General features: G+C 51.3%; 12 protein-coding genes and 1 pseudogene. 12 read left to right on the top strand and 1 reads right to left on the bottom strand.

The genetic code is table 11. From position 1 onward, the window contains the following. The first annotated feature begins 122 nt into the window (after positions 1 to 122). From ndk to ACJHWT_RS05045, 12 genes and pseudogenes are all read left to right on the top strand, one after another. Positions 123 to 554, top strand: a complete 432-nt coding sequence (ndk, locus tag ACJHWT_RS05100) for a nucleoside-diphosphate kinase (RefSeq protein WP_000963841.1) — start codon at positions 123 to 125, stop codon at positions 552 to 554. A 149-nt stretch (positions 555 to 703) separates the two neighbouring features. Next, positions 704 to 1,858 carry a bifunctional tRNA (adenosine(37)-C2)-methyltransferase TrmG/ribosomal RNA large subunit methyltransferase RlmN gene (locus ACJHWT_RS05095; protein WP_000003317.1) on the top strand — a complete coding sequence of 385 codons (1,155 nt, stop codon included), beginning with the start codon at positions 704 to 706 and terminating at the stop codon, positions 1,856 to 1,858. Between the two features lie 284 nt (positions 1,859 to 2,142). Next, positions 2,143 to 3,150: a cytoskeleton protein RodZ gene (gene rodZ, locus ACJHWT_RS05090; RefSeq protein WP_001090835.1), complete on the top strand. Its 1,008-nt coding sequence runs from the start codon at positions 2,143 to 2,145 to the stop codon at positions 3,148 to 3,150. A gap of 26 nt (positions 3,151 to 3,176) precedes the next feature. After that, a complete protein-coding gene (ispG, locus tag ACJHWT_RS05085) occupies positions 3,177 to 4,295 on the top strand; it encodes a flavodoxin-dependent (E)-4-hydroxy-3-methylbut-2-enyl-diphosphate synthase (RefSeq protein ID WP_000551807.1) in 1,119 nt (372 codons plus the stop codon). A gap of 110 nt (positions 4,296 to 4,405) precedes the next feature. After that, positions 4,406 to 5,680, top strand: coding sequence for a histidine--tRNA ligase (gene hisS / locus ACJHWT_RS05080; RefSeq protein WP_001107167.1), 1,275 nt, complete (start codon positions 4,406 to 4,408; stop codon positions 5,678 to 5,680). A gap of 17 nt (positions 5,681 to 5,697) precedes the next feature. Continuing rightward, the gene (gene yfgM / locus ACJHWT_RS05075; RefSeq protein WP_000409203.1) at positions 5,698 to 6,318 is read left to right on the top strand and encodes an ancillary SecYEG translocon subunit YfgM; all 621 of its coding nucleotides are present in this window, start codon (positions 5,698 to 5,700) and stop codon (positions 6,316 to 6,318) included. A 10-nt stretch (positions 6,319 to 6,328) separates the two neighbouring features. Further along, on the top strand, positions 6,329 to 7,507 hold the full coding sequence (gene bamB, locus ACJHWT_RS05070) for an outer membrane protein assembly factor BamB (protein WP_001177033.1): 1,179 nt from the start codon (positions 6,329 to 6,331) through the stop codon (positions 7,505 to 7,507). 117 nt (positions 7,508 to 7,624) lie between these two features. Continuing rightward, positions 7,625 to 9,097 carry a ribosome biogenesis GTPase Der gene (der, locus tag ACJHWT_RS05065; RefSeq protein ID WP_001317982.1) on the top strand — a complete coding sequence of 491 codons (1,473 nt, stop codon included), beginning with the start codon at positions 7,625 to 7,627 and terminating at the stop codon, positions 9,095 to 9,097. A 61-nt stretch (positions 9,098 to 9,158) separates the two neighbouring features. Continuing rightward, entirely contained in the window at positions 9,159 to 9,374 is a 216-nt protein-coding gene (locus tag ACJHWT_RS05060; protein WP_000422355.1) for a zinc ribbon domain-containing protein, read from the top strand. A gap of 209 nt (positions 9,375 to 9,583) precedes the next feature. Further along, a complete protein-coding gene (sinH, locus tag ACJHWT_RS05055) occupies positions 9,584 to 11,761 on the top strand; it encodes an intimin-like inverse autotransporter SinH (protein WP_001317981.1) in 2,178 nt (725 codons plus the stop codon). 54 nt (positions 11,762 to 11,815) lie between these two features. Further along, positions 11,816 to 12,793 (top strand): SinI family autotransporter-associated protein, encoded by a 978-nt coding sequence (locus ACJHWT_RS05050; protein WP_000806620.1) that lies wholly within the window; start codon positions 11,816 to 11,818, stop codon positions 12,791 to 12,793. 120 nt (positions 12,794 to 12,913) lie between these two features. After that, positions 12,914 to 20,951: pseudogene (locus tag ACJHWT_RS05045) on the top strand (adhesion domain-containing protein). Positions 20,952 to 21,019: 68 nt separating this feature from the next. On the opposite strand, the gene xseA reads toward ACJHWT_RS05045, so the two are convergent. Beyond that, a complete protein-coding gene (gene xseA, locus ACJHWT_RS05040; RefSeq protein ID WP_000937871.1) occupies positions 21,020 to 22,396 on the bottom strand; it encodes an exodeoxyribonuclease VII large subunit in 1,377 nt (458 codons plus the stop codon). Positions 22,397 to 22,508 lie beyond the last annotated feature (112 nt).

Here is a 22,508-nt window from a genome sequence, read left to right as displayed (position 1 = left end):
AACTGGGTTTATTTTAAAAAAATGTTACCTTCATCAATAGTCAACGGCTCTGTTGCTCATTATAATCCGCGCCATCTCGTACGCTGGTACAGACAACAACAGAACAATTTACAGAGGTAAAAATGGCTATTGAACGTACTTTTTCCATCATCAAACCGAACGCGGTAGCAAAAAACGTGATTGGTAGTATCTTTGCGCGCTTTGAAGCTGCAGGGTTCAAAATTGTCGGCACCAAAATGCTGCACCTGACCGTTGAACAGGCTCGTGGCTTTTATGCTGAACACGATGGAAAACCGTTCTTTGATGGTCTGGTTGAATTCATGACTTCTGGCCCGATCGTTGTTTCCGTGCTGGAAGGTGAAAATGCTGTTCAGCGTCACCGCGATCTGCTGGGCGCGACCAATCCGGCAAACGCACTGGCCGGTACTCTGCGTGCTGATTACGCTGACAGCCTGACCGAAAATGGTACCCACGGTTCTGATTCCGTCGAATCTGCCGCTCGCGAAATCGCTTATTTCTTCGGCGAAGGCGAAGTGTGCCCGCGCACCCGTTAATAATTTCGTAAATGCCGCGTGCAAACGTGGCATCCGTGCGCCAGAATTTGTACAATGCAGCGCCCCCGGACGAGCAGCCGCTCACCGGGGCGTTTCTTTTTTCAACCCTCCAGGGGCCATAACGTGTAATAACGAGGCCGGAATAGCATATGTCTGAACAATTAGTCACACCTGAAAACGTCACCACGAAAGATGGAAAAATCAACCTGCTGGATCTCAACCGTCAGCAGATGCGGGAGTTTTTTAAAGATTTAGGTGAAAAACCCTTCCGCGCCGATCAGGTGATGAAGTGGATGTATCACTATTGCTGCGACAACTTTGATGAGATGACCGACATCAATAAAGTGTTGCGCGGCAAACTGAAAGAGGTGGCGGAAATCCGTGCACCGGAAGTGGTTGAAGAACAGCGTTCATCTGACGGCACCATTAAATGGGCGATCGCCGTTGGCGATCAGCGCGTTGAAACGGTGTATATCCCGGAAGACGACCGTGCCACGCTCTGCGTCTCTTCGCAGGTAGGGTGTGCGCTGGAGTGTAAATTCTGTTCCACCGCCCAGCAGGGCTTTAACCGCAACCTGCGGGTATCGGAAATTATCGGCCAGGTGTGGCGTGCGGCGAAAATTGTCGGCGCAGCAAAAGTCACCGGTCAGCGCCCAATCACTAACGTAGTGATGATGGGTATGGGCGAGCCGCTGCTCAACCTGAACAACGTCGTTCCGGCGATGGAAATCATGCTTGATGATTTCGGTTTTGGCCTGTCAAAACGTCGCGTCACGCTTTCCACTTCCGGTGTGGTTCCGGCGCTGGATAAACTGGGCGATATGATCGACGTTGCGCTGGCTATCTCCCTGCACGCGCCGAACGACGAAATTCGTGACGAAATTGTGCCGATCAACAAAAAGTACAATATCGAAACGTTCCTTGCGGCGGTGCGCCGTTATCTGGAGAAATCCAACGCCAATCAGGGCCGAGTCACTATTGAATACGTGATGCTTGACCACGTTAACGACGGCACTGAACACGCGCACCAACTGGCAGAACTGCTGAAAGATACGCCGTGTAAGATCAACCTGATCCCGTGGAACCCGTTCCCGGGCGCGCCGTATGGACGCAGTTCGAACAGCCGTATCGACCGTTTCTCAAAAGTGCTGATGAGCTACGGTTTCACCACTATTGTGCGTAAAACGCGTGGTGATGACATTGATGCTGCCTGTGGTCAGTTGGCGGGCGATGTTATCGACCGTACGAAACGTACCCTGCGTAAACGGATGCAGGGTGAAGCCATCGACATTAAAGCGGTCTGATAGCCATTACGCCACGGTTACTTTATGTACCGTGGCGTAATCTTTTATGAATGAAGTATTAAGTTGCAATTGTCTGGTCAATATTAACGGTGCGTTTTTGCTGACTTTAAGGCAGTATGTAACGATGCAACAGTAAGTTAGCCTTAGCGAATGTGGGCTTTGTCACGAGCACACAGACGGTCTTATACTGTATGATAACGGTTAACTTAACGGATGTTTCGCGGTGTGGGTGAGCATGATGGTTCACCGGCATCTCAATTCTCATTTAAACGTACCTGCAGCGAATGAATACTGAAGCCACGCACGACCAAAATGAAGCACTTACTACCGGCGCTCGCCTGCGTAATGCTCGCGAACAACTAGGACTTAGTCAACAGGCCGTTGCCGAGCGACTTTGCCTGAAGGTTTCCACGGTACGCGACATTGAAGAAGATAAGGCACCCGCCGATCTTGCTTCAACATTCCTGCGCGGATATATCCGCTCTTATGCGCGTCTGGTACATATTCCAGAAGAAGAACTGCTGCCAGGGCTGGAAAAGCAGGCTCCACTACGGGCTGCAAAAGTTGCGCCGATGCAGAGTTTTTCCCTCGGTAAACGCCGCAAAAAACGTGACGGTTGGCTGATGACCTTCACCTGGCTGGTATTGTTTGTGGTTATTGGCCTGAGCGGTGCCTGGTGGTGGCAAGACCACAAAGCTCAGCAGGAAGAGATCACCACTATGGCCGATCAATCTTCTGCGGAACTGAATAATAATCAAAGCCAGAGTGTACCGTTAGATACGTCGACAACCACAGATCAGGCTATGGCGACCACGCCGACATCACCTGTGGATACCACCGCAACCAACACGCAAACACCTGCCGTAACTGCGCCAGCACCAGCTGTTGATCCGCAACAGAATGCGGTTGTTCCACCTTCGCAGGCAAATGTTGATACCGCTGCGACTCCGGCACCAGCGGCAACAACAACACCAGATGGCGCTGCGCCGTTGCCAACCGATCAGGCTGGCGTGACCACGCCGGCGGTTGACCCGAATGCGCTGGTGATGAACTTTACTGCCGATTGCTGGCTGGAAGTCACCGATGCTACCGGTAAAAAACTGTTTAGCGGTATGCAGCGTAAAGACGGTAATTTGAACTTAACCGGCCAGGCACCGTACAAACTGAAAATTGGTGCGCCAGCCGCAGTACAGATCCAGTATCAAGGGAAACCTGTCGATCTGAGTCGTTTTATCAGAACTAACCAGGTTGCGCGTCTGACCCTCAATGCCGAACAATCACCGGCGCAGTAACAGACGGGTAACGCGGGAGATTTTTCATGCATAACCAGGCTCCAATTCAACGTAGAAAATCAACACGTATTTACGTTGGGAATGTGCCGATTGGCGATGGTGCTCCCATCGCCGTACAGTCCATGACCAATACGCGCACGACAGACGTCGAAGCAACGGTCAATCAAATCAAGGCGCTGGAACGTGTTGGCGCTGATATCGTCCGTGTCTCCGTACCGACGATGGACGCGGCAGAAGCGTTCAAACTCATCAAACAGCAGGTTAACGTGCCGCTGGTGGCTGACATCCACTTCGACTATCGCATTGCGCTGAAAGTAGCGGAATACGGCGTCGATTGTCTGCGTATTAACCCTGGCAATATCGGTAATGAAGAGCGTATTCGCATGGTGGTTGACTGTGCGCGCGATAAAAACATTCCGATCCGTATTGGCGTTAATGCCGGATCGTTGGAAAAAGATCTGCAAGAAAAGTATGGCGAACCGACGCCGCAGGCGTTGCTGGAATCTGCCATGCGTCATGTTGATCATCTCGATCGCCTGAACTTCGATCAGTTCAAAGTCAGCGTGAAAGCGTCTGACGTCTTCCTCGCTGTTGAGTCTTATCGTTTGCTGGCAAAACAAATCGATCAGCCGCTGCATCTGGGGATCACCGAAGCCGGTGGTGCGCGTAGCGGGGCAGTAAAATCCGCTATTGGTTTAGGTCTGCTGCTGTCTGAAGGCATCGGCGACACGCTGCGCGTATCGCTGGCGGCCGATCCGGTCGAAGAGATCAAAGTCGGTTTCGATATTTTGAAATCGCTGCGTATCCGTTCGCGCGGGATCAACTTCATCGCCTGCCCGACATGTTCGCGTCAGGAATTTGATGTTATCGGTACGGTTAACGCGCTGGAGCAACGCCTGGAAGATATCATCACTCCGATGGACGTTTCGATTATCGGCTGCGTGGTGAATGGCCCAGGTGAGGCGCTGGTTTCTACACTCGGCGTCACTGGCGGCAACAAGAAAAGCGGCCTCTATGAAGATGGCGTGCGCAAAGACCGTCTGGACAACAACGATATGATCGATCAGCTGGAAGCGCGCATTCGTGCGAAAGCCAGTCAGCTGGACGAAGCGCGTCGAATTGACGTTCAGCAGGTTGAAAAATAATAACGTGATGGGAAGCGCCTCGCTTCCCGTGTATGATTGAACCCGCATGGCTCCCGAAACATTGAGGGAAGCGTTGAGGGTTCATTTTTATATTCAGAAAGAGAATAAACGTGGCAAAAAACATTCAAGCCATTCGCGGCATGAACGATTACCTGCCTGGCGAAACGGCCATCTGGCAGCGCATTGAAGGCACACTGAAAAACGTGCTCGGCAGCTACGGTTACAGTGAAATCCGCTTGCCGATTGTAGAGCAGACCCCGCTATTCAAACGTGCGATTGGTGAAGTCACCGACGTGGTTGAAAAAGAGATGTACACCTTTGAGGATCGCAATGGCGACAGCCTGACTCTGCGCCCTGAAGGGACGGCGGGCTGTGTACGCGCCGGCATCGAGCATGGTCTTCTGTACAATCAGGAACAGCGTCTGTGGTATATCGGGCCTATGTTCCGTCACGAGCGTCCGCAGAAAGGGCGTTATCGTCAGTTCCATCAGTTGGGCTGCGAAGTTTTCGGTCTGCAAGGTCCGGATATTGACGCTGAACTGATTATGCTCACTGCCCGCTGGTGGCGCGCGCTGGGTATCTCCGAGCACGTAACTCTTGAGCTGAATTCTATCGGTTCGCTGGAAGCACGCGCCAATTACCGCGATGCGCTGGTGGCATTCCTTGAGCAGCATAAAGAAAAGCTGGACGAAGACTGCAAACGCCGCATGTACACTAACCCGCTGCGCGTGCTGGATTCAAAAAATCCGGAAGTGCAGGCGCTTCTCAACGACGCTCCGGCATTAGGCGATTATCTGGACGAGGAATCTCGTGAGCATTTTGCCGGTCTGTGCAAACTGCTGGAGAGCGCGGGGATCGCTTACACCGTAAACCAGCGTCTGGTGCGTGGTCTGGATTACTATAACCGTACCGTTTTCGAGTGGGTGACTAACAGCCTCGGCTCCCAGGGCACCGTGTGTGCAGGCGGTCGTTATGACGGTCTGGTGGAACAACTGGGCGGTCGTGCAACACCGGCTGTCGGTTTTGCGATGGGCCTCGAACGTCTTGTATTGTTAGTACAGGCCGTTAATCCGGAATTTAAAGCCGATCCTGTTGTCGATATATACCTGGTGGCTTCAGGTGCTGATACACAATCTGCGGCTATGGCATTAGCTGAGCGTCTGCGTGATGAATTACCGGGCGTGAAACTGATGACCAACCACGGCGGCGGCAACTTTAAGAAACAGTTTGCCCGTGCTGATAAATGGGGTGCCCGCGTTGCTGTGGTGCTGGGTGAGTCTGAAGTGGCTAACGGCACAGCAGTAGTGAAGGATTTGCGCTCTGGTGAGCAAACTGCAGTTGCGCAGGATAGCGTAGCCGCGCATTTGCGCACGTTACTGGGTTAAGGAAGGAGAAGGACAGCGTGGAAATTTACGAGAACGAAAACGACCAGGTTGAAGCGGTTAAACGCTTTTTTGCTGAAAATGGCAAAGCACTGGCTGTTGGGGTGATTTTGGGCGTTGGCGCACTGATTGGCTGGCGCTACTGGAACAGCCATCAGGTTGATTCTGCACGCTCCGCTTCTCTTGCCTATCAAAATGCGGTTACCGCAGTGAGCGAAGGCAAACCGGATAGCATCCCAGCGGCGGAAAAATTTGCTGCTGAAAATAAAAATACTTATGGTGCGCTGGCTTCTTTGGAACTTGCGCAGCAATTTGTTGACAAAAATGAACTAGAGAAAGCTGCCGCCCAGTTACAACAGGGGCTGGCAGACACGAGCGATGAAAATCTCAAAGCCGTGATAAATCTGCGTCTTGCTCGCGTTCAGGTACAGCTCAAGCAGGCTGATGCCGCGCTAAAAACCCTTGATGCTATCAAAGGTGAAGGGTGGGCTGCCATTGTTGCCGACCTGCGTGGTGAAGCATTGCTGAGCAAAGGTGATAAGCAAGGTGCGCGTAGTGCATGGGAAGCAGGCGTGAAAAGCGATGTTACCCCGGCACTGAGCGAAATGATGCAGATGAAAATTAATAATTTGTCCATCTGAGAGGGACCCGATGCAATTGCGTAAATTACTGCTGCCAGGACTGCTTTCCGTTACCCTTTTAAGCGGCTGTTCGCTGTTTAACAGCGAAGAAGATGTGGTAAAGATGTCCCCATTGCCAACCGTTGAAAACCAGTTTACGCCGACTACTGCGTGGAGCACTTCCGTTGGTAGCGGCATTGGCAACTTCTATTCCAATCTTCATCCGGCACTGGCGGACAACGTTGTCTATGCAGCGGACCGCGCTGGTTTAGTAAAAGCGCTGAATGCGGATGACGGCAAAGAAATCTGGTCTGTCAACCTGGCCGAGAAAGATGGCTGGTTCTCTAAAGATCCTGCATTACTTTCTGGCGGCGTGACCGTGTCTGGTGGGCATGTCTACATTGGCAGCGAAAAGGCGCAGGTTTACGCGCTGAATACCAGCGATGGTACTGTGGCATGGCAAACTAAAGTCGCGGGTGAAGCACTTTCGCGTCCGGTGGTCAGCGACGGTCTGGTGTTAATCCACACCAGTAACGGTCAGTTACAAGCGCTGAACGAAGCTGACGGCGCTGTCAAATGGACAGTTAACCTCGATATGCCTTCGCTCTCTTTGCGTGGCGAGTCTGCGCCGGCAACGGCTTTTGGTGCGGCCGTCGTGGGTGGCGATAATGGTCGCGTCAGCGCAGTGCTGATGGAACAGGGCCAGATGATTTGGCAGCAGCGTATTTCCCAGGCGACCGGTTCTACCGAAATTGACCGTCTGAGCGATGTTGACACGACTCCCGTCGTTGTTAACGGCGTTGTTTTCGCGCTGGCCTATAATGGTAACCTGACGGCGCTTGATCTGCGCAGTGGTCAGATTATGTGGAAACGCGAACTGGGTTCGGTGAATGATTTCATCGTCGACGGCAATCGCATCTATCTGGTCGATCAAAATGACCGGGTGATGGCGTTGACCATTGATGGCGGCGTTACGCTGTGGACACAAAGCGATCTGCTGCATCGCCTGCTGACTTCTCCGGTGCTGTATAATGGCAACCTGGTGGTAGGTGACAGCGAAGGTTATCTGCACTGGATTAACGTCGAAGATGGTCGTTTCGTTGCCCAGCAAAAAGTTGATAGTTCCGGTTTCCAGACTGAACCGGTTGCCGCTGACGGCAAACTGCTGATCCAGGCAAAAGACGGAACCGTGTACTCTATTACACGTTAATCGTCTCTGTCGTTCACTTTGAAAACGGCTCCTGGACAGGGGCCGTTTTCCTGTTTTTAACAACGACACGAATATAGCGTGCGTTGTCTGATGATTTATAAAAATGAGGCTTTAAACATGGTACCTGTGGTCGCGCTTGTCGGGCGCCCTAACGTAGGAAAATCCACGTTATTTAACCGTCTAACTCGCACCCGAGATGCGCTGGTTGCGGATTTCCCGGGTCTGACTCGTGACCGTAAGTACGGTCGTGCAGAAATTGAAGGCCGTGAGTTTATCTGCATTGATACCGGCGGGATTGATGGCACCGAAGACGGTGTAGAGACACGTATGGCGGAACAGTCGCTGCTGGCGATTGAAGAAGCGGACGTCGTACTGTTTATGGTGGATGCGCGCGCGGGCCTGATGCCGGCGGATGAAGCGATTGCCAAACATCTGCGCTCCCGTGAAAAACCGACCTTCCTGGTGGCAAACAAAACTGACGGTCTGGATCCCGATCAGGCAGTGGTTGATTTCTACTCGCTTGGTTTAGGGGAAATCTACCCGATCGCCGCATCTCACGGTCGTGGCGTATTAAGTCTGCTGGAGCACGTGCTGCTGCCGTGGATGGAAGATCTGGCACCGCAAGAAGAAGTCGATGAAGACGCCGAATACTGGGCGCAATTTGAAGCGGAAGAGAACGGCGAAGAAGAAGAGGAAGACGACTTCGACCCGCAAAGTCTGCCGATCAAACTGGCGATTGTGGGTCGTCCGAACGTAGGTAAGTCTACACTCACTAACCGTATTCTTGGTGAAGAGCGCGTTGTTGTTTATGACATGCCTGGTACGACGCGTGACAGTATCTACATTCCAATGGAACGCGATGGACGTGAGTATGTGCTCATTGACACCGCTGGCGTACGTAAACGCGGCAAAATCACCGATGCGGTAGAGAAATTCTCGGTAATCAAAACGTTGCAGGCCATTGAAGATGCCAACGTGGTGATGTTGGTGATTGATGCGCGTGAAGGTATTTCCGATCAGGATCTCTCCTTGCTGGGCTTTATTCTCAATAGTGGGCGCTCACTTGTGATTGTAGTGAACAAGTGGGACGGCCTGAGCCAGGAAGTGAAAGAGCAGGTGAAAGAGACGCTGGACTTCCGTCTGGGCTTTATCGATTTTGCTCGTGTGCATTTTATCTCAGCCTTGCACGGCAGTGGTGTTGGTAATCTGTTTGAATCAGTACGTGAAGCGTATGACAGCTCCACCCGTCGTGTGGGGACCTCTATGCTGACGCGCATCATGACGATGGCTGTTGAAGATCACCAACCGCCGCTGGTACGCGGTCGTCGTGTGAAGCTGAAATATGCCCACGCCGGTGGTTATAACCCGCCGATTGTGGTGATTCATGGTAACCAGGTGAAAGACCTGCCTGATTCGTACAAACGCTATCTGATGAACTACTTTCGCAAGTCTCTGGACGTGATGGGTACGCCGATTCGTATTCAGTTCAAAGAAGGGGAAAACCCGTATGCGAACAAGCGTAACACCCTGACGCCAACCCAGATGCGTAAACGTAAGCGCCTGATGAAGCATATCAAGAAAAGTAAGTAATCACTTATCTGGTTTCCCTTTCCATATGGAGAGGGAAGCCTATGAAATGTGAGGAGCATTTATGGAACTCAATTGCCCAATCTGCCAAAACTCTCTCGAACGTAACGGCGAGACTGCCCACTGTGCAACTTGCGACAAAGACTTTACCGTCCAGGCAATTTGCCCTGAGTGTCATCAGCCGTTACAAGTGTTAAAAGCTTGTGGTGCTGTGGACTATTTCTGCCAACATGGGCACGGTTTAATATCTAAAAAACGCGTTGAATTTGTTATTGCTTAATATCATGTGAATATATTGTTTTATCATTTATATTTAATATGTGAATGGTAAAACAATCTGTTATTAGTGGAATAACTAATGTAATTGAGTGAAATCACTAATTTAAATAATTAAGAATATATTTATTCTTTATGACATGCCTTTCTGAATAATCAGGGATACAATATTAAAGCTTATTTTTGACTGTATCATTGTCACAGGGAAAGTGCATGCTGCGATGGAAACGCTGTATTATTCTAACATTTATCTCTGGTGCTGCTTTCGCGGCACCAGAGATAAATGTTAAGCAAAACGAATCGTTACCTGATTTAGGTAGCCAGGCAGCACAGCAGGATGAACAAACCAACAAGGGTAAATCGCTGAAAGAGCGCGGAGCCGATTACATCATCAACTCCGCCACGCAAGGGTTTGAAAACTTGACCCCTGAGGCGCTGGAATCTCAGGCCAGAAGCTATCTGCAAAGTCAAATCACCTCAACCGCACAATCTTATATTGAAGACACTCTCTCTCCCTACGGTAAGGTCCGTTCGAACCTCTCCATTGGCCAGGGCGGCGATCTGGATGGCAGTTCCATCGATTATTTTGTTCCCTGGTACGATAATCAAACCACTGTTTATTTCAGTCAATTTTCTGCGCAGCGAAAAGAAGATCGTACAATCGGGAATATTGGTCTTGGGGTAAGATATAATTTTGATGAATGGTTATTGGGCGGAAATATATTTTATGATTATGATTTTACCCGAGGACATCGCCGTTTAGGTTTAGGCGGCGAAGCGTGGACTGATTATTTAAAATTCTCTGGCAACTATTATCATCCGCTTTCTGACTGGAAAGACTCCGAAGATTTCGATTTTTATGAGGAGCGTCCTGCGCGCGGCTGGGATATTCGCGCCGAAGCCTGGTTACCTTCTTATCCGCAACTGGGGGGCAAAGTTGTCTTCGAGCAATATTACGGCGATGAAGTTGCCCTTTTTGGTACGGATAATTTGGAGAAAGATCCCTACGCGGTAACACTTGGACTGAATTATCAACCGGTGCCATTACTAACCGTTGGGGCGGACTATAAAGCGGGGACCGGAGATAACAGCGATGTCAGCATTAATGCCACTCTTAATTATCAGTTCGGCGTTCCGCTAAAAGATCAATTGGATAGCGATAAAGTGAAAGCGGCTCACTCGTTGATGGGCAGTCGTCATGATTTTGTTGAGCGTAATAACTTTATTGTTCTGGAATACAAAGAAAAAGATCCGCTTGATGTCACCCTGTGGTTAAAAGCGGATGCCACCAACGAACACCCCGAGTGTGTCATTAAAGACACGCCTGAAGCGGCGGTCGGGCTGGAAAAATGTAAGTGGACCATTAACGCGCTTATCAACCACCACTACAAAATTGTCGCTGCGTCATGGCAGGCGAAAAACAATGCTGCCCGCACGCTGGTTATGCCGGTTATCAAAGAGAATACCCTGACAGAGGGTAACAATAACCACTGGAACCTGGTGCTGCCCGCCTGGCAGTACAGCTCTGACAAAGCCGAACAAGAAAAACTCAATACCTGGCGAGTACGTCTGGCACTGGAAGATGAAAAGGGCAACCGACAGAACTCTGGTGTGGTGGAAATCACCGTTCAGCAGGACCGTAAAATTGAGTTGATTGTTAATAACATCGCGAACGTGCCGGAAGAGAACAACCACAGCCACGAAGCCAGCGCCCAGGCAGATGGCGTTGATGGTGTGGTGATGGATCTCGATGTAACCGACAGCTTTGGCGATAACACCGACCGCAACGGCGATGCGCTGCCGGAAGATAACCTCACGCCGCGGCTTTACGACGCGCAGGACAAACGAGTGACGTTAACCAACAAGCCTTGCTCGACCGACAACCCCTGCGTTTTTATCGCTAAACAAGATAAAGAAAAGGGTACTGTCACCCTCTCCAGTACCTTACCCGGCACCTATCGCTGGAAAGCAAAAGCTGCGCCCTACGACGACAGTAACTATGTGGATGTCACTTTCCTCGGGGCAGAAATTGGTGGGCTAAATGCATTTATCTATCGTGTGGGGGCGGCTAAACCCAGCAACCTGATAGGTAAAGATAAAGAACCGCTGCCGCTCAACAACACTTATCGATTTGTTTTGTGGCGTGACAGCAATAAAGACGGTGTCTTCCAGCAGGTCGAAAAACTGACTGACGAAGAGATGGCGCAGTACGACTACAAGTGGGAATTTACCGGCAAGAGCATCAATGGTGAAGTGGGTGCACAGGCGAACACTTCCAATGAGGACATTGTGATTCCGGCCACTAACCGCGAAGCAGCGCAAACCTATGGCGCACAAGCGGGAGATGGCTTGCAGGGATACGGTTTACGCGTGCTGTATACCAAAAAATAAGATTGGCGTAAGGCCAGTCGGCCAGTCGCTGAAGGTTCATTAAGGAGAGCATCAATGAAGCAGGATAAAAGACGCGGTCTGACCCGGATCGCATTGGCGCTGGCACTGGCAGGTTATTGTGTGGCACCTGTGGCGCTGGCGGAAGAAAGCGCCTGGGTCGACAGCGGCGAAACCAATATTTTCCAGGGAACCATTCCGTGGCTCTATTCGGAAGGGGGAAGCGCTACGACAGATGCCGACCATGTAACGTTGACTTCTGATCTAAAAGGCGCTCGCCCGACAGGCAGTGAAACGGACAAGCGTCTTTACTCGGGTGATAAATTAACCGTAAGTTGGGAAATTGGTGATACCGAAGGCGACGTGGATCTTGGGGGATTGGGCGATAACGCAAAGACTATCGATACTATCCGCTGGATGAGCTACAAGGACGCTCAGGGGGGCGATCCGAAAGAGCTGGCAACGAAGGTGACCAGTTACACTCTTACCGATGACGACCGTGGTCGTTATATCGGTATTGAAATTACGCCGACCACGCAGACCGGTACGCCAAACGTCGGGACTGCGCTGCATCTTTATGACATTTCCACTGCCAGCGGCGGCGGAAGCGACAGCGATAACGTTGCGCCAGGGCCGGTGGTTAACCAGAACCTGAAAGTCGCCATCTTTGTTGATGGTACCAGTATCAACCTTATCAACGGCAGCACGCCAATCGAACTTGGCAAAACCTACGTGGCCAAACTGTACTCGGATGAGAACAAAAACGGCAAGTTTGATGCGGGTACCGATGCTGACGTTACCGCCAATTATGACTTCCGTTGGGTACTTTCTGGCAGCAGCCAGCAGCTGGGCACTTCAGGTGGTATCGTTAACTCAAGCTTCGATAATAACAATCTGGCCATCCCTGCGACCAACGACGAAGCCAGAACCAACCTTAACGGTCCTGCGCGCGATGGTAAAGAGGCTCTTACCATTCCGACAAACGGCGACGGGGTACAGGGTTACAAACTTCACATTATTTACAAACACAAATAACGCGTACTCAGCAGCATTCCCGCAAGGGAATGCTGTTTCCGCATATTTTGCTTAATCCCGGATTAAGCAAAATATGTTGATGCGACAAGCGTCCGTTTAACAATCGGTGGAGTTTCTGTCATGTCCCTGACCCTGAATAAAATCCTTGTGTTATGCGCATTGCTGATAAGCGCAATGCTGCCTGGGTGGTCATGGGCAGAATCTGCATGGCAAGACTCTTCAGATACGGTCGGCGAATTTAACGGTACCGTGCCCACCGCCGACAGTGCCAGCATACCCGTCTACCAGGGCAGTGTCTTTCTGGATCCTGCAAAGACGCATGAGGTAGCGTTTACCGCTAAACCGAGTGAATTCAGCGCGGATGTTAGCGTCTCTAAATTGCTCGTCACCAACCCGCAAGACAGAGAAGGCGATATCATTGCCACACCACGTTGGGAAAACCAAACGCCACCGACAGTATCTTTAGTTTGGGCGGATGCCGCGACGCCGGACACCTTACTGGACCCACAGCCAGTCGCAGATCGCTCATTTTGCGCACAGGGCCTTGCCGGGCGTTCGCTGATCGCCTGGGCGCAGCCAGACCCCCAGCAGACCATGCCGCTGTTATATCTACTTACCTCGACGGGCTATCCCTATGAAAGTGTTCTGACCCTCGCCGATCAGAAAGTGACGCTGAAGATTGCGCCCGCGCAGGGTGACCTTATTTCCGTCAGCGCCGCGGGCTATGACGAATCCTCCGGTGCGGCGAAAACGACGGTTGGCGGCAGTATCACGTTAACGGTCACCACCAAAGATTGCGTCGGTAATGTTGTGGGGAATATTCCTTTTGTTATCAAACGCAAAGATGCTGAAAACCGCCAGGGTGTAGTGAACAATACTGCGCCGGTAAAACTGGGCACGACCGAATTAACCACCACCGCGACGGAATATCGTGGTACTACCGATGCGAATGGTGTTGCCACGGTTACGGTCACCCAGGCCAACGGCCCTGGTGTAAAAACGCCGTTGGTCGCGAGCCTCGCGGGTATTGCTCAGACCAGTGAAACGGCAGTGATCTTTACCGTCCTCACCAGCCCGGATGTCCCGCAGGCCACAATGTGGGGTCATATGCCCGATACGCTGAAGGCCCGTGATTACACTTTTAGTCGACCAAAACTGGCGGCGGAAGTCGATAATGAAGACGGTACGGTTAACGATCACAATGAAACCTGGTCCACCTTTACCTGGAGTGGTGCGGATAAACATTGCGACATTTTGCCCGGAATGCGTCAGTTCGGTGCGCTGGCGACGGTGGTGCCAACGTCAGTGCAGGATGTGGCTGGTTGGCCGATGCAGGGTAACTACTACTGGTCATCACTGGCGGGGATGAGCGGGCAGCACTATGCGGCGGATGTTTCGAACCGCAGCGAAGCGCAAAAACCGGACGATACGACGTTTATTGTGAGCTGTGTCGATAAAGAAGCGCCCGATGTTGAACCGAAGCTGGTACTGACGCCGGGCAGTTATGATTCGACGATAAAAGCGATGAAAGTAAAGGTGGGGGAAGAGGCTTCTTTACGCCTGACGATTACCGATAGCAAGAACAACGATCAGCCGCTGGCTTACTACTACTTTTCGCTGCATCTGGATGACGGTGTTAACCGTAAGAATCAAACTGACGCTGCGTGGGAGACGCACCCGGTACAAATTGATGGTGGCAGTAACGTTCGCAAAGTTGACGCGCATACCTATGAAGGGATCACTGATGCTAACGGAGAGGCCTCTCTGACGCTGACCCAGCCAGGCGGCGTGGGGGTGAAAACACACATCACCGCGAAAATGCGCAGTGATTTTACCGCCTCGGATGAGAAAGACGTTATTTTTACGGTGATCACCAGCCCTGATTCCGACAAAGCGCGGATGTGGGGACATATGTTAGGCATTATTGAAGCGAATAATATCTTTAAACGCCCACGGCTGGCGGATGAAACCGACAACGAACTGGGAGCAGTGCGGGAAAATAACGAAGACTGGGCGCTGTTTGATCAGAATAGCAGTATGCAGGCTGAGTGTGGTTTAGGTCATATTCCGAGCCAAAGCTCATTGCACAGTTTGTTTGCCGCACATCCAGCCAATGTCATCGGCACCGAATATGGCTGGCCAACGTTGCAAAAAGCGTATCTTAGTGCGGTGGAAGAGACGTCGCACGCGTCGGTGAACCTGGCCACGGGCAACATCGACACCTATTCCGGCTTTAAGCAAAACTACCTTTCTTGTTCGGGCAATGAGATGGTCGCCCAGATTGCTGCGACCACCGATCATGATGTTTCCACAAGCAGCAGAGCGCAGGCTAAAGTGGGTGAAACGATTACCATGACGGTACGCACCTTTAATGCCTTGAATAATGCGCCCGTGCCGTATACCGCGTTCACCATCACTAAAGATATGGGGAAAAATCGTCAGGGGCAGACTACAGGTTTTGATGATCCAACCCGCGGCGCAATCGAGATGAATGGCACACTCTACGGAACATCGCAACCGTCTTTAGTCTATGCCGGTACTACGGATGCGCAGGGTTTTGCTACTGTGGAAATTAAGCAACCGCAAGGTGTGGGCTTAGCGACGCCGCTGAATATTGCGCCTGTAAACTCCTATATTCCCAATACTGTTAATTACAATGTGATTTTCACTACGCTCACCAGTCCGGATGCGGTTGGCGCGCAGATGTGGGGTCATATGGATGAGACGATTACCGTCGATGCATTAACCTTTGCCCGACCCCGGCTGGCTGCGGAAGTGTCCAGCCCGGACGGCACATTAACGGAAAATAACGAAGTGTGGTCGCGCGTTAGCCAGGCCAACACTTCCAGCACCAGTAAAGGTGGCTGTGGTGCCAATATGCTCCCACGCCGTTCCCAGCTTAACGCGCTCTATGATGCTAACAGCGGTAACGCCGTTCAAACGGTACACGGTTGGCCAACGCAGCGTCAGCCCTACTGGAGCAGTTCGCCCGCGGATCAGGTGCCGCATTACTACACCATAGCCCTCAACGATGGCGCGCGGACCGTTGGCGGTAGCACGGCGGTTTATGTCAGTTGCCTGACGACGGCTAACAATCCTGCCAGCAGCATTACGCTGGAAGTGGTGGACCCGGCGCAGTGGAACGCGGCAGCAAATGCGGCGAAGCTGAAAAAAGGCGAAACGCTACAGGTGAAGGTGACGGTAAAAGATGCTCAGGGCAATCCATTGGGTGATATGCCTTTTACGCTGAAGCGTGGCGATGGTTATACCCGATCAAACGAAAAACACATTGCCGGTGGCGGTGATGCGCTGGTTGCGCCGGTTGTGATCAATAGTGGCCTGGCGGATGAAACTTCGCTCAATGATACCGCCGCAGCATACAGCGCGATGACCGGCAGCGATGGCACTAAAATTCTCACTATTACCCGCCCGGATACCCATGGCACAAAAACGTCGCTGACCGCCGCGCTCTATTCAGACACAACGAAAAAAGCGACCCTCGATACCATTTTTACCGTTGTCACCAGCCCGGACAGCGATAAGGCGAAAATGTGGGGGCATATGCCTGAAACAGTGACGGCTGCAGATGGAACGGTCTTTAAACGCCCATTATTGTTGAAAGAGTTATCCAGTACGTCGGGTCGAACAGCGATTGCAGAAGAGAATGAAGACTGGGCGCAATTTACCCAAACCCAGGCTATAAGCACATCCTCTAATGGTTGTGGTAGTGAATATGTTCCCTCCCAGGCCGGGCTGGAGTCATTGTATGAAGCCAACCGCGGCAATGCGATGAAAACGGTTCAGGGCTGGCCCGTCGCCTCAAGTTACCTTTCCAGCACGACAGGTAGTAGTAGCCTGGAACAGCGTGACTTCAAGGCCGTCAATCTCAGTTCAGGCACCAGTTCGATAATTCCATCTGCCACAAAAGAACTGCTTACCTGCCAGACGACGCCGATTGTTAAGGCAAGCCAAATTGTTCTTGAAGCTGCAGACCCCACAAAATTTGACAGTACGAATAATGTTGTCAAAGCGAAAAAAGGCGAAGAAGCCGTATTACGAGTGACCACTAAAGATGCGCAGGGTAACCCTGTGGGAAATACCGCATTTACCCTCAAACGAAACACCAGCGTGAACAGGGCCAATGTGTCAACTACGACGTCGATTGCTTCGCTGGCGGTAACGGATGCCTGGGGAAATACTCAAGATGATTTTCTTTCAACGACCCTGGTTATTTATGGCGTGACGGGGGCTGATGGCATCACCACTTTCACATTGAAGCAAGACCAGACTACCGGGCTAAAAACAGAACTCACGGCAGCGTTGGATTCCTCCAGCAGCACTAAATCGACGCTTCCCGTTGTCTTTACGGTGCTTACCAGCCCGGATTCGCCAAAAGCCAAATTCTGGGGGCATATGGCTGAAACGGCGACAGGCGATGACGGTCTTATTTATCGAAGGCCTTTACTGAGGGACGAGAATAGTGCTACCACCAGTATCGGTACCCTGGTGGAAGAGGGGGAGGCCTGGTCTACGTTCCCGTCGGGCCAGGCTAACGATACCTCGATAAATGGTTGTGGCGCGGAGTATGTTCCAACTGACAATGAACTTAGGGCCATTTATGCGCACCAGGGGAGTAGCGCATTACATGATGCTATTGGCTGGCCAGTGTCGAGGTTCTATATCTCGAATACCGTTGCAGATACATTCACTCAAACCTTTACGTATGATGTCGTTTCGCTGAAGACAGGAGATGAAACGCAGATGCCCTCATCTGGTGGTGCATTACTGAGCTGCCGGACCACGCCTGTCGCCGTTGCCAGTCAGATCATCGTTGAGGCGAATGATACGGCGCAATTTGTCAAAGTTGACGACACCTTGAGTGCGTTGAAAGTGAAAAAAGGCGAAGACGCGGTGATTCGCGTGGTGACTAAAAATGCGCAGGGAAATAGCGTGCCCAATGTCCCCTTTATTCTCAGACGTGAAGGCTCGAAGAACCGTCAAAATGCCGAGATGATAAATAAGTCGATTACGGTAATTAACGCGGCAGGCGCTTCTGCGAGGATGAATAGTTCTTCAAGCCTGCTTTATGGGGTGACTGGCGCGGATGGGACTACCTCCTTTACGGTAAAACAAGATGATTCTATGGGCCTGGTAACCAATATGTACGCCCAGTTGTATCAGCCGACGATAGAATCCAACAAATTACCGGTCATGTTTACCGTCATAACCAGCCCGGATACGCCACTGGCAAGTTACTGGGGGCATATGCCTGAAACGTTTACTACCCGGTCGGGAATTGCCTTTAAGCGGCCATTGCTTACTGCCGAGCATCCAGCGGGGCAGTCAACCATGGCTAATAATGAATCATGGCTTTCTTTGAATACGGCAGCAAAAAATGATGTCAGCAAATCAGACTGCGGCGAACCTTATCAACCGTTATTAAGCGAATTTCAAGAGTTATACAGTGAACATCCTAATGGTGCGATAGGGACCGATTTAGGCCTTCCGCTGACTAACACCTGGTGGGCTTACGATAAAATTGCCTACGCGAACGTCTGGTACGATCAGTCTATTAATTTATCGAATGGATCAAGCTCCAGGGCATTATCAAACACCGTGGCATTTGTGTCCTGTCTGGTAAACCCTCATGCAGTGGCAGCTTCTATAGAGATGACCTCCACGGCACTGGATGCGGAGAAAACGGCCAGCAACGATGGTCGCCCTAGTGCAACGGCGGCGAAAGGTACGGCGATCCGGATGACGGTGATTGTGCGGGATAGCGCAGGAAATCTGTTGCCAGGCGCAAACTTTAATCTCATACGCGGGACTGCGTTGGATCGTGCAAAAAACAGGCTAGATTCTACGTATGATGATCTTACTATCGTGCCGGTCACCCCTGCCGGAGTAAACATGTCACTCTATAATAATGGGGCACAGGCACTTCTGACGACAGGAAGTGATGGTAAAGCGACTTTTGATGTGACGCAAAACGAGACTTATGGGCTGGCAACTCCGCTCACTGCAACATTGATGCGCGACACCACAAAAAGTGCCACGATGGATGTTATTTTCACTGTGATAACCAGTCCGAACTCACCGAAAGCAAAATACTGGGGTCATATGCCCGACACGTTTACCAGTAGGGCGGGGGTGACCTTTAAACGACCGCTACTGGCAGCAGAAGCGACCTTGGGGTCCTCGGTAAGTAATAATAATGAGTCGTGGTCATACCTTTTTTATACCAATAAAGTTACGCCGGATTGCCCGGTTGAGTATCAGCCGCGTCTCAATGAGTTACAGGGGCTATATAATGATCATCCAAGCGGGACAATACTGACAGATTTGGGGTTGCCTATAACTGCCGGAAGTGGAAATTGGTGGACTTATGAAATGAGCACCACTGACGCGTTGACGTGGTATTACGGCGTCATTAATTTGAAAACGGGACAATCGACGACGACTATTAATGGATACGCTTTAATGCTCTGTCTGACGCAGCCACATTCGGCACCAGCAAGCCTTACGCTGTCATCGACTGCCTATGATGAGGGCCGAACTGCCAGCAATGGTGGTACCCCCACGTCATCTGTGAAAAAAGGTGAGATGCTTCCCATCGTGGTGACGATCAAAGATGCCAATGGTAATCCTGTTGGCGGCGAAGGTGTTACGCTCAAGCGCGTGCAGGCGAAAAGCCGTTCAGGGATCTCTGTATCCTCCAATACCGTAGATGATCTCATTTTAGATGAAGTCACCCCGACATCGGCGCGTATCTCCTTCAACCAGAATACGTCGGCATGGAGCGGCTTCACCGGCAGTGATGGCACGATAACGTTCAACGTTACCCAAAATAACACCGTCGGTCTGGTAACGCCGTTTACAGCTTCATTGGCGCGAAATCCGCAGGTTACGGCTAATCAGGACCTGATATTCACGGTAGTGACCAGCCCGGATTCTGCGAAGGCTAATGCCAGCAACCTTGACGGCAGTGAATGGTGCGGTATTTGAACGCCCGAAATTGTGGAGTGAACTGACATCGACTTCTGGCGTCGGCAAGATCAATAACAATAATGAAGACTGGCCGTACTTTACCCCAACACAGAAATCAGATGCGAGTGTGAGCCCTTGTGAAGTAGCAAGGCAGCCACTATTCAATGATTTAAGTTCGTTGTCTGCGCGTTATCCGAATAACACGTTTGTCACTGAAACTGGCTGGCCTGCGTATTACACTTGGTGGGCAGAGGATAAATCCGCCGATGGTAAAGACCAGTCGGTTGATTTGAGAAATGGCACGCTGTATACGGGTTCAACAAAATCATTTCAGCCTTGCCTGGCTAACGCGCGTTCAACGGTTTCCAGCGTCACACTTACCTCAACAGCGTTTGATGCAGCCACTCAGGCGGCGAAAGTGAAAAAAGGCGAAGCCATGCCCGTTACCGTGACGGTGAAAGATAGCGCCGGGAATACGGTGCCGAATGTGGAATTTACTTTGAAACGCGGTGAGGCATCGCCGCGTAACGCTGGGGCAACGTTGTATGGTGATGTGGTGGCGATGGACGATCTCATCGTTCAGCCGTTATCTGGTTCGGCTGTTACGCTGAGTGAAAGCGGTAATACCATTAGTGGCATGACAGGCGCGGATGGGACGGCAAGTTTTACGCTCCGCCAGGATAATACCCCAGGTTATAAAACGCCACTGACGGTTACTCTGGCTAATTACGCTTCCGCGACAGACACGCTGGACGCTATTTTTACGGTACCAACCAGCCCAAATGTTTCCTCGGCGCACTTTTGGGGACATATGGCAGACACGGTAGTGGTGAATGGTAAATCGCTACATCGACCGTTGTTAACGACAGAATTGCCGTCCGGGGCTAATCCCGTATCCTCACCGATTATTAACTACGAAAACTGGGCTTCTGCACATATCATTGATGCCAGTAAATGGGATATCGCAAGGCAGTGTGGCAGCATAGAAAATGCACCGACATACAATGAATTAGAGTTGTTGCATACTGTTTTTAATTCACTGGGATGGCCGTCTTCACCCAGTTTTCCTTATTTGTCCTCTCAACAATGTGGGATGGACGAAGGTACCGGAGCACAGGATTGTAGTATCACGCTAATAAATAAACCGGGTCTGGTGACCTGCTTCCAGTAACCAGCATGGCGGATCTGGCGTGGCCTGGGAGTTATTGCCGGATGCGATGCTGGCGCCTCTTATCCGGTCTACGGATTAGACGTTTTTTTACGTGATTTGCGGGTTTTTGTTACGGCGCTGACTTCACTAATCACCACACCATCTCCCAGTCGTGTGGTCAGTGTCTCACCCACTTTCACTTGCTTAACCTGTTTTAACACCGCGCCATCAGCGGCGCTGGTGACGCTATAACCGCGCGCCAGCGTTGACAGTGGGCTTACGGCTTCGAGGTGTGTTACTGCATTACCGAAACGTTCACGCGTGGCGCTAAGCTGTGCGCGCAGGGTTTCTGCTAAACGATATTCCAGTTGTTGAATTCGCGTCTGTGCGCGGTGAATACGCGGCTGCGGATTTTGCTGGTTTAGCCTCTGTGTTAATCGCTGCTGCTGTTGCCCGGCACGCTTAAGCTGATTTTCCAGCGCAAAGCTCATCCGCTTTTGCAGACGTTCGAGCATAGTTTGCTGACGTGCCAGCCGGAGCTGCGGATGCTGTTGCTGCAAGCGATGATGAATCTGCGTAAAACGACGCGTGCGGTTGGCGAGATAATAATCCATCGCCATTTCCAGCCGTTGATGGGTCGATTGCACCTGACGTAGCAATTCTTGCTGATTTCGGCTCACCACTTCAGCGGCGGCTGACGGCGTTGGCGCACGTAGATCAGCAACAAAGTCAGCAATTGTCACATCGGTTTCATGCCCGACGGCGCTGACTATCGGAATGCGACTGGCAAAAATCGCCCGCGCCACACGCTCATCATTAAAACTCCATAAATCTTCCAGCGAGCCACCGCCACGCCCGACGATTAATACGTCGCACTCGTTGCGAAGATTCGCCAGCTCAATGGCGCGAACGATTTGCCCTGGTGCGTCATCGCCCTGAACGGCAGTGGGATAGATTATCACTGGCAGAGACGGATCGCGGCGTTTCAACACATGCAAAATATCGTGCAGTGCGGCACCTGTTTTTGAGGTAATCACCCCAACGCAGTGTGCAGGGGAGGGGAGTGGTTTTTTAAGTTGCTGATCGAACAAACCTTCAGCCTGCAACTTCGCTTTAAGCTGTTCGTACTTCTGTTGCAGTAAACCTTCACCGGCGGGCTGCATACTTTCGACAATAATTTGATAATCGCCGCGCGGTTCATACAGCGTAATGTTGGCGCGAACTAAAACCTGTTGCCCATGCTGCGGGCGGAAGGTGACCCGGCGATTGCTGTTGCGGAACATCGCGCAGCGCACCTGGGCGTTATCGTCTTTAAGCGTAAAGTACCAGTGACCGGAAGCCGGTTGTGTGAAATTAGAGATTTCGCCGCTGATCCACACCTGCCCCATCTCATGCTCAAGCAGCAGACGAACCGTTTGATTCAGGCGGCTAACGGTAAAAATTGCAGGGGATTGAGAAGGTAACATGTGAGCGAGATCAAATTCTAAATCAGCAGGTTATTCAGTCGATAGTAACCCGCCCTCCGGGGATAGCAAGCATTTTTTGCAAAAAGGGGTAGATGCAATCGGTTACGCTCTG

This window comes from Escherichia sp. WS338 (assembly GCF_046486405.1).
Taxonomy (GTDB): domain Bacteria; phylum Pseudomonadota; class Gammaproteobacteria; order Enterobacterales; family Enterobacteriaceae; genus Escherichia; species Escherichia coli.
The sequence above is the reverse complement of the archived record's forward strand: the minus strand, read 5'-3'. Positions and strand labels throughout refer to the sequence as shown.